The sequence below is a fragment of the Crystallibacter permensis genome, from assembly GCF_025960875.1.
Taxonomy (GTDB): domain Bacteria; phylum Actinomycetota; class Actinomycetes; order Actinomycetales; family Micrococcaceae; genus Crystallibacter; species Crystallibacter permensis.
In genome coordinates this window covers 1-7,326 of record NZ_JAODLR010000046.1, presented here as the reverse complement: position 1 = coordinate 7,326, position 7,326 = coordinate 1, and the positions used below count along the sequence as shown (strand labels likewise).

The 7,326-nt window shown below is 64.5% G+C and carries 7 protein-coding genes and 1 pseudogene; 5 read left to right on the top strand and 3 right to left on the bottom strand.

Annotated elements, in window-relative coordinates; genetic code table 11:
• Positions 1–91 precede the first annotated feature (91 nt).
• Positions 92–379: a hypothetical protein gene (locus tag B0G38_RS22965; RefSeq protein ID WP_264671620.1), complete on the bottom strand. Its 288-nt coding sequence runs from the start codon at positions 377–379 to the stop codon at positions 92–94.
• Between the two features lie 171 nt (positions 380–550).
• On the opposite strand from B0G38_RS22965, the gene B0G38_RS22960 reads away from it, so the two are divergent.
• Positions 551–1,195, top strand: a complete 645-nt coding sequence (locus tag B0G38_RS22960; RefSeq protein ID WP_264671619.1) for a GntR family transcriptional regulator — start codon at positions 551–553, stop codon at positions 1,193–1,195.
• Positions 1,196–1,225: 30 nt separating this feature from the next.
• Here the strand turns inward: B0G38_RS22960 and B0G38_RS22955 are convergent, their stop codons facing one another.
• Positions 1,226–3,214: an MFS transporter gene (locus B0G38_RS22955; protein WP_264671618.1), complete on the bottom strand. Its 1,989-nt coding sequence runs from the start codon at positions 3,212–3,214 to the stop codon at positions 1,226–1,228.
• A 121-nt stretch (positions 3,215–3,335) separates the two neighbouring features.
• Here B0G38_RS22955 and B0G38_RS22950 point away from each other — a divergent pair, with 121 nt between their 5' ends.
• The 4 genes from B0G38_RS22950 (at position 3,336) to B0G38_RS22935 (ending at position 6,673) form a co-directional block, all read left to right on the top strand.
• Positions 3,336–4,400 (top strand): M4 family metallopeptidase, encoded by a 1,065-nt coding sequence (locus B0G38_RS22950; RefSeq protein ID WP_264671617.1) that lies wholly within the window; start codon positions 3,336–3,338, stop codon positions 4,398–4,400.
• Complete coding sequence (locus B0G38_RS22945; RefSeq protein ID WP_264671616.1) at positions 4,397–4,738, top strand: protealysin inhibitor emfourin; 342 nt, start codon at positions 4,397–4,399, stop codon at positions 4,736–4,738. Before B0G38_RS22950 ends, B0G38_RS22945 begins: the two co-directional genes overlap by 4 nt.
• Before the next feature lie 97 nt (positions 4,739–4,835).
• Positions 4,836–6,101 carry an MFS transporter gene (locus B0G38_RS22940; protein WP_264671615.1) on the top strand — a complete coding sequence of 422 codons (1,266 nt, stop codon included), beginning with the start codon at positions 4,836–4,838 and terminating at the stop codon, positions 6,099–6,101.
• Between the two features lie 50 nt (positions 6,102–6,151).
• A complete protein-coding gene (locus B0G38_RS22935; RefSeq protein ID WP_264671614.1) occupies positions 6,152–6,673 on the top strand; it encodes a mycothiol transferase in 522 nt (173 codons plus the stop codon).
• Positions 6,674–6,698: 25 nt separating this feature from the next.
• Here the strand turns inward: B0G38_RS22935 and B0G38_RS22930 are convergent.
• Positions 6,699–7,326 (bottom strand): annotated as a pseudogene (locus B0G38_RS22930) (hypothetical protein); the annotation flags it as partial.

Genomic DNA, 7,326 nt, shown 5'->3' with positions numbered 1-7,326 from the left:
CGCGTCCTGAAGGAACTGCAAAGCCTTCTCGCCGCATGGCTCGGTTACTGCCCCCACTGCCGACAACGCGCCCCGACCTAACTAAGTACTACTAGCCGCTGCGGCGCTGCCCGCCGTCCTCCGGCTCGCCTTCCGGCTGCCAAGTAAGCGTGATTTCGACGCCGTCGGGAACGGCACCGATGACCAGATGCAGGTCTTCGCCGTAAAGGTCTTCGTGGTCCACCTGCCCGCCGTCTTCGCGGCGTTGTTCCATCAGGTCCGTCATGGCCGCGGCCATCGCCCGGCCCCAGTCCTGGGGATGGCGGCTGTTGGCTTCCGCCGATGCCGTGTACTTTTTGTTCATGCTGGTCCCGTCCGGATCGTCAAGGGCGAAGTCCATCCAACCCCGCCCCGGGCCGAACACCCATCTGAAATGAAGTTTGACCCTGCCCCACGACGCTGTGATGCAGGTCTCATAAGGTTAGGATGAAGAATGCATTGATGCCAACAAAAGCGCCATATTACCCAAATGTGACGTTTGCCGGCAGCTGGCGATGACGAGGAGGCCATCATGGGCAGTGACGTTCCCGCGACGCGACGGGCGGCAATCTCCCGGCAACTGCGAGACGAAATCCTGGCCGGTGAGCTTCCGCCCGGAGCGCCGATCAAGGACGCGGAGCTGGCAGAGCGGCTGGGAGTGAGTATTACGCCGGTCCGGGAAGCGGTGACGGAGCTGATTACCGAGGGCCTGATTGAAACGCTGCCGAACAAGCGGCGCCGGGTGGCCGTGCTCAACGAACTCCATGCGGTTCAGCTGCTGGATGTGCTGGGAGTTGTCCTCGTGGCGGTCTTCGAACGCTCGGCTGCGCGGCTGGGCCAGGACGATGTCGAGACGATGGCGGCAGCCGCCGAGCGGTTGGAAGGCGCGCTTGAAGCCCGCGACATGCTCGCCGCCCACACCACGCTCCTGGAGCTGATCGAAATCATCCTTGACGCCGCCGACCACGATGAGCTGCGCGCCGTGAATGAGCATGTGCTGGCACGTTCCCTGGGCCGGCTGTTCCTCTACCAGCGGGAGGAACTGTATTACATCTGGACGGACGGCTGGAAGGAAGCAGTTGCGCTGCTGCGCCGGCAGGAACCGGACGCGGCAGTCCAGCGGCTGCGGCAGGTCTTCTGGGTTCTGACCGAGGAGCTGCGGACCGGGGACATGTAGGGCGGAAGGTCCGCGCGATGTAACTTCCGGCTAGAGCGTGGTTTCCCTGGCCTTGCCGACCAGATCGAAGTTCGCCACTGAGGACTCGGCTGTCATCACCAGCTTGCGGGACTGCGTGTACTGCGTGTCGGGTTCGACAACGGTGACGACGTACCTGCCCGTGGGAGGAAGCCGCAGCTCGTAGCGGCCGGCGTCGTTGGTTTTGGTGGCGGCGATGTACTCGCCCGTGTGCGCACTGAGAGCGACCAGCGCGCCGGGCAGCGCGGCCCCGCCCCGAAGTACCCAGCCTGTGACGGTCAGACGCTGCGTCAGCCGGATCTGCTCATCGCGTTCGGTGCCGGTGAATCTGACCACCTTGGAGGTGGGAACCCAGCCGTCCGCATTGGCCAAAACCAGATACTCGCCGGGCCCCGGCAGCGCAAGGGAGAACCCGCCGTCGTTCGCTGCCCTGCTCCAGTCCACGGGCTCGCCGGAGGTCTTCATCACCGTGACGACGGCGTGCGGAATGGGCTGGTCGTCGGTGTGCAGTACGCGCCCGTGCACCACGGTTTCCGCACTGTTGCCGGCCTGCGTGACGGCGAGGGCAGCGGTCTCGACCGGAACGCCTGCGGCTGCAGGCACCGCCTCGAATCTGGGCACGAACCACACCACGGCACAGGCCACGAGCGAGGCCACGGCCGCAATCCAGAACACATCCTGGAAAGCCTCCATGGCAGGCAGCTCCCCGCCATTGACACTGACCGTCACCGTCGCCAGGACGGCTGCGACGGCGGCGCTCGACGTCGAGGTGCCGATGGCCCGCAGCAGGGCGTTGAGGCCGTTGGCGGAGGCCGTCTCGGTGATCGGCACGTTGGCCATGATCAGGCTCGGCATCGCCGCATAAGCCACCGCGGAGCCGACGCTGACAACGGTAGAGCCAATAATGATGGCCGCCACCGAGTCGCTAACGAAGACGCGGCCCACGTAACCCACGGCCATGATCGCCGAACCGGCAATCAGCGTGGTCTTGCCCCCGAAGCGATTAATCATGGCGCCGGAAACGGGGGAGAAGGCGACCATGGCCAGCCCGGACGGGACCATCGCCAAACCGGCCGTGACGGGGTCGAGCCCGAAACCGTGCGGCACCGAAGCGGGCAGCTGCAGCTGCTGGGTGCTCAGCAACATGTTGGCGAACAGGGCAAAACCTACCAGGACGGAGGCGATGTTGGTCAGCAGCACCGGCCGGCGGGACGAGGTGCGCAGGTCGACCAGCGGCTGGCTGACCTTCAGCGAATACGGAACCCAGACCGCCAGGACCACAATGGTCAGGATGAACAGGGCTATGGTCAGCTCGTCGCCCCAGCCCCAGCTGCCGCCCTTGGAAATGGCCAGCAGGAGCGAGGTCAGCGCGATGGAGAGCATGATCGCGCCGAGGAAATCGAACCGGCCGCGGGTCCGCACCTCGGATTCCGAGACCACCAGGTACACCGCGGCGAGAATGGCCACACCGACGACGGCGGAAAGCCAGAACACCGATTCCCAGCCGGCCTGCTGGTAAAGAGTTCCGCCCAAGGGCAGGCCGAGGGCGCCGCCGATGCCGAGCGTAGCGCTCATCAGGGCAATCGCGCTGCCAACCTTCTCCCGCGGGAGCTCGTCGCGCATGATGCTGATGCCTACCGGGATCAACGCCGAGGAGAACCCCTGCAGCGCGCGGCCGACGATGATGGTGGCGAAGTCGCCGCCGAGCGCGGCCACCACGGAACCGGCTGTCATCAGGATGATGCAGACCAGCATCATCAGCCGCTTGCCGAACATATCCGCCAGCCTGGCCACGATCGGTGTCGCGACGGCGGAGGTCAGCAAAGTGGCGGTGACCAGCCAGGACACATCGTCGATGGAGACATTGAGCAGTTGCGCGAACTCGGGCAGCAGCGGGATGACCATCGTCTGTTGGAGCGAGACTGTTGTACCGGACAGGCACAGGACGGCGATGATCGCCCAAGTTGGCATTCTTTTGCGCGCGGCGGCAGACTCAGGCATTTCCTTAGCGTATCCGCCGGCAGGGCAGCGGCAATCATGAAGCAGTGAATATTCGGATGCCGTGGCTGCGACAGGTTGTCACACCCGGACCATAGGCTGGGGGCAACGCAAGGAGGTCCAGATGTTCTGTTCTATTGTCCCGCCGTACCTGCTCCGCCGGCTGGCCCAGTTGGATGACCGGTCCCTGCTGCCGGTGGCGGAGGCTGCCCAGCGTGCCCTGACCCGGGATGCAGCCATGCGCCGGAACCGTAACGTCAAACGTGCGCAGATGCCGGCCCTGCCCACCCTCCTGCCATCGCAGCGAATCCGGGCTACAGGGCTGAACCCCACCCGGCAGATCAATGACGCCCAGAACATGGAACGGCTGCCCGGCATCCGCGTGCGCAGCGAGGGAGACGGCCCGGTTGAAGACGTCGCGGTGAACGAAGCTTACGACGGGCTGGGATCCACCTTCGAGCTTTTCGCGGACGCCTACCAGCGCAACGCACTGGATGGCCGGGGCGGGATCCTTCGCGCCACCGTCCACTATGGCGAGGACTATGACAACGCGTTCTGGAACGGCACGCGGATGGTTTTCGGCGACGGCGACGGGCGGGTCTTCCAGCGCTTCACCAAATCGCTGTCCGTCATCGGGCATGAGCTGACCCACGGCATCACGCAACACACCACCAACCTGGTTTACCAGGGCCAGCCCGGCGCACTGAACGAGTCCATCTCGGACGTCTTCGCTGCCCTGGTGGAGCAGTACAAGCTCGGGCACAGTGCAGAGCACGCGAGCTGGGTGATCGGCGAAGGCCTGTTCACCGACCAAGTCAGCGGCGACGGTCTGCGCTCGCTGAAGGCACCGGGCACTGCGTATGACGACGACGTGCTCGGCAAGGATCCGCAGCCGGCCACGATGGCGGACTACATCGACACCACTGACGACAACGGGGGAGTGCACCTGAACTCAGGCATTCCCAACCATGCCTTCTACCGGCTGGCCTCGATCCTGGGCGGGAACGCTTGGGAGCGAGCCGGCCTGATTTGGTACGACACGATCACCGGTACGGAAGTGGTGGCGGATACGGACTTTGCAGGTTTCGCGGCAGCTACTGAAAGTGCGGCGGAAAGCCGCTACGGTAAGGACTCAGAGGAACTCAAGGCCGTGACTGCGGCCTGGACTGAGGTGGGCGTCTTGGAATGAGGATCAGCGTCAAGCGCACCGGCGGATTCGCGGGTCTGACGAGGCGCTGGGCAGTTGAAGTGGGGCAGCCCGAACTGCGTGACGAGTGGCTGCCCATTATAGAATCCTGCCCTTGGGACGATGTCCCGCAGACGCAGAACCAGCCGGACCGCTACATGTACCGGATCAGCGCCGGCGAACGTGAAGCCTCCCTTCCGGAGCAAGACGTCACCGGGCCATGGCGGCAACTGGTGGATCGCACCTTGGAAAGTGCCCGGCAGGAAGAGGGCCGCCGCGCGGAAAGCGGGCCCAAGGGCCCGGAGGGCTTTCTCCGGGACACGGATCCCGGAGAGCGTTAACCCACTTCAGTTGGGGACTGTGGCAGCGCCGAGACGGCTATGGTGAGGAAGCCGGCAACTTCCGCCGGCCCAAGCCTGCCTGCAGACGGAAATCAGAGTGCCTAGAACAAACCACCCCCAGATCACGGCTCAACCTGTATCGAAGGACGCCGCGTCCGTTCCTGGACTTCTCCGGCGCCGCCTTATCGTCCTCGCCGGCATCCTGGTCATGGCTCTGAGCCTCCGTCTCGCGGTCTCGGGCGTTTCTCCAGTGCTGGCGGAGATCTCCGAGGATCTGCCGTTTGGTCCTGCCTCCATCGGCGTTCTCGGCATGCTCCCGACCGCTGCCTTCGCCTTGGCGGGCTTCACTACTCCGGCACTGATCAGAAAACTTGGCCTGCCCGCAGTCCTGCTCGGTTCGCTGGTATTGGCCGCGACAGGCCAGATCGGACGGGCGCTGGCCTCGGACGTGCCGCTGTTCCTTGGCTTCTCCGCCGTGACCATGGTGGGCTACGGGCTGGGCAACATCGTCATGCCGCCCCTGGTCAAGCGCTATTTCCCGGGCCGTATCGGCCTGATGACTTCCTTGTACGTGACCCTGCTGGCTGTGAGTACTGCGTTCAGCCCGCTGCTGGCGGTGCCGCTGGCGAACACGTCAGGCTGGCGCTGGTCGATCGGCATCTGGGCCAGCGTGAGCCTGGCGGCGCTGGTGCCGTGGGTGGCCACCTTGCTGGGGGAGCGGGCAACGCGGAGGGCAGAGGTTGTGCAGAGCCCGTCGGCGGTGGTGCCCCACGCGAAGGTCCGCGTCTGGTCCTCGCCCGTGGCGTGGGGTCTGGCGATGGTGTTTGCCGGGACGTCCACCAACACCTTCTCGATGTTCACCTGGTTGCCTCCGCTGCTGCTCGACGCAGGAATGGATGCCGCCCAGGGCGGCACCCTGCTGTCCTATTACGCCATCCTTGGCCTGCCGACCAGCTTGCTGGTTCCGTATCTGGCGGCCAGAATGCGAAATCCGTTCCCGCTCGCAGCCCTGTTCGTGCTCTGCTACGCCGGCGGATATGCGGGCCTACTGCTGGCACCTTCCTCGGGCACGATCCTCTGGATCACCTTGGCCGGGCTGGGCCAAGGGACATTTGCCATGGCATTGCTGCTGGTCAATCTGCGGACCAGGACCACCGCCGGATCGGGAGCGCTGTCCGGCTTCGCCCAAGGCATCGGCTACTCGGTTGCCTGCCTCGGACCGCTGACTTTCGGGCTGCTCAAAGACGTCACCGGCACCTGGGCAACGTCCTTCGGACTGCTCGCCGTATCGCTCGTCATCCTCATCGTCGGCGCTTTCATTGTCAGCAAACCGCGCTATCTGGAGGACCATGTGCGGCGGTAAGGCATAGGCTGGCTTCGTTGCCGCCAATCCCGGATTTACGAGGAGCGAACATGAAGTTCAACGATCTACTGGCAGACGCTTTTGGCCGGATCCAGGAACGGGTCCACGAAGTGCTTGATGGACTGGACCCGGACCAACTGGCCGAACGGCCCGGCGGGAGCGGCAACTCGATCGCCTGGCTGATCTGGCATCTGACCCGGGTCCAGGACGATCACATTGCCGATGTCGCCGGTGTGGAGCAGCGCTGGACTTCGGGCGGCTGGGCAGAGCTGTTCGGCCTCCCGCTGGACACACGTGAAACCGGCTTCGGCCACACTTCGGACCAGGTCAGCGCCGTCACGGTGGAATCCGGAAGCCTGCTGGCCGAGTATTTCGACGCGGTGTACCGCCAAAGCCTTGAGTTCATCGGCTCGCTCACCGAAGACGAGTTGGACCGTATTGTGGATATGCGCTGGGACCCGCACGTTACCCTCGGAGTCCGGCTCGTCAGTGTCATTGACGATTGTTTGGAGCACGCCGGGCAGGCCGCCTACGTTAAGGGAATGGTCCAGCGCCGCGAAGCGCGCGGCTAATGCGGGCCGCCCCCGGGGAATCATGTCAAGATGCCCGCTTCGATTGATTCGTGGAATCATTTGATTTTGCCCGGATAGCCGGCTTGGCCTTTGGCCCTTGTTTTGATGTGGTTAGGGTCAGCAGTTCGGCTGTGAGGGCCTGGACCTGGCGTTGGATGGCCGCCGGATTCAGGGGCTCATTTTCCTTGGCCAGCCGTGTCTTGACTCTCTTGCCGACGGCCGCGGTATCGGCCAGGACGCGCTGGTACGGCGTGGCAGGCTTGTCGTATTTCTTGGTGGTCTTCGCGCCGTTGCGTTCCTTGGAGACGAGTTTCTGCTGCGGCGCGAAATGGTTGGTCAGCAGCCGCTGCAGTGCCCAGATCCGGTTCAGCAACACCAGCTCGCCGGCCGTGTCGTAGCGGTGGTAGCCGACCGTCTGGCGCACGATATGCCAGTTCTTCTGCTCGACGTGGGCGCCGTCGTTCTTGTTCCCCGAACGGGACCTGGTGAAGGTCAGATTCTCCTGCTCGCACCAGCGGAACAGCTCCCAGTTGATGAACTCAGAGCCGTTGTCACTGTCTAAGCCTTGATCCACCGATCCGCAGTTGGTCCTGATGGTTTTTCGGGGCTGGCTGCGGTTTTGGTTTTCGGGCAGGAGGCATCGGCCGGCCTCG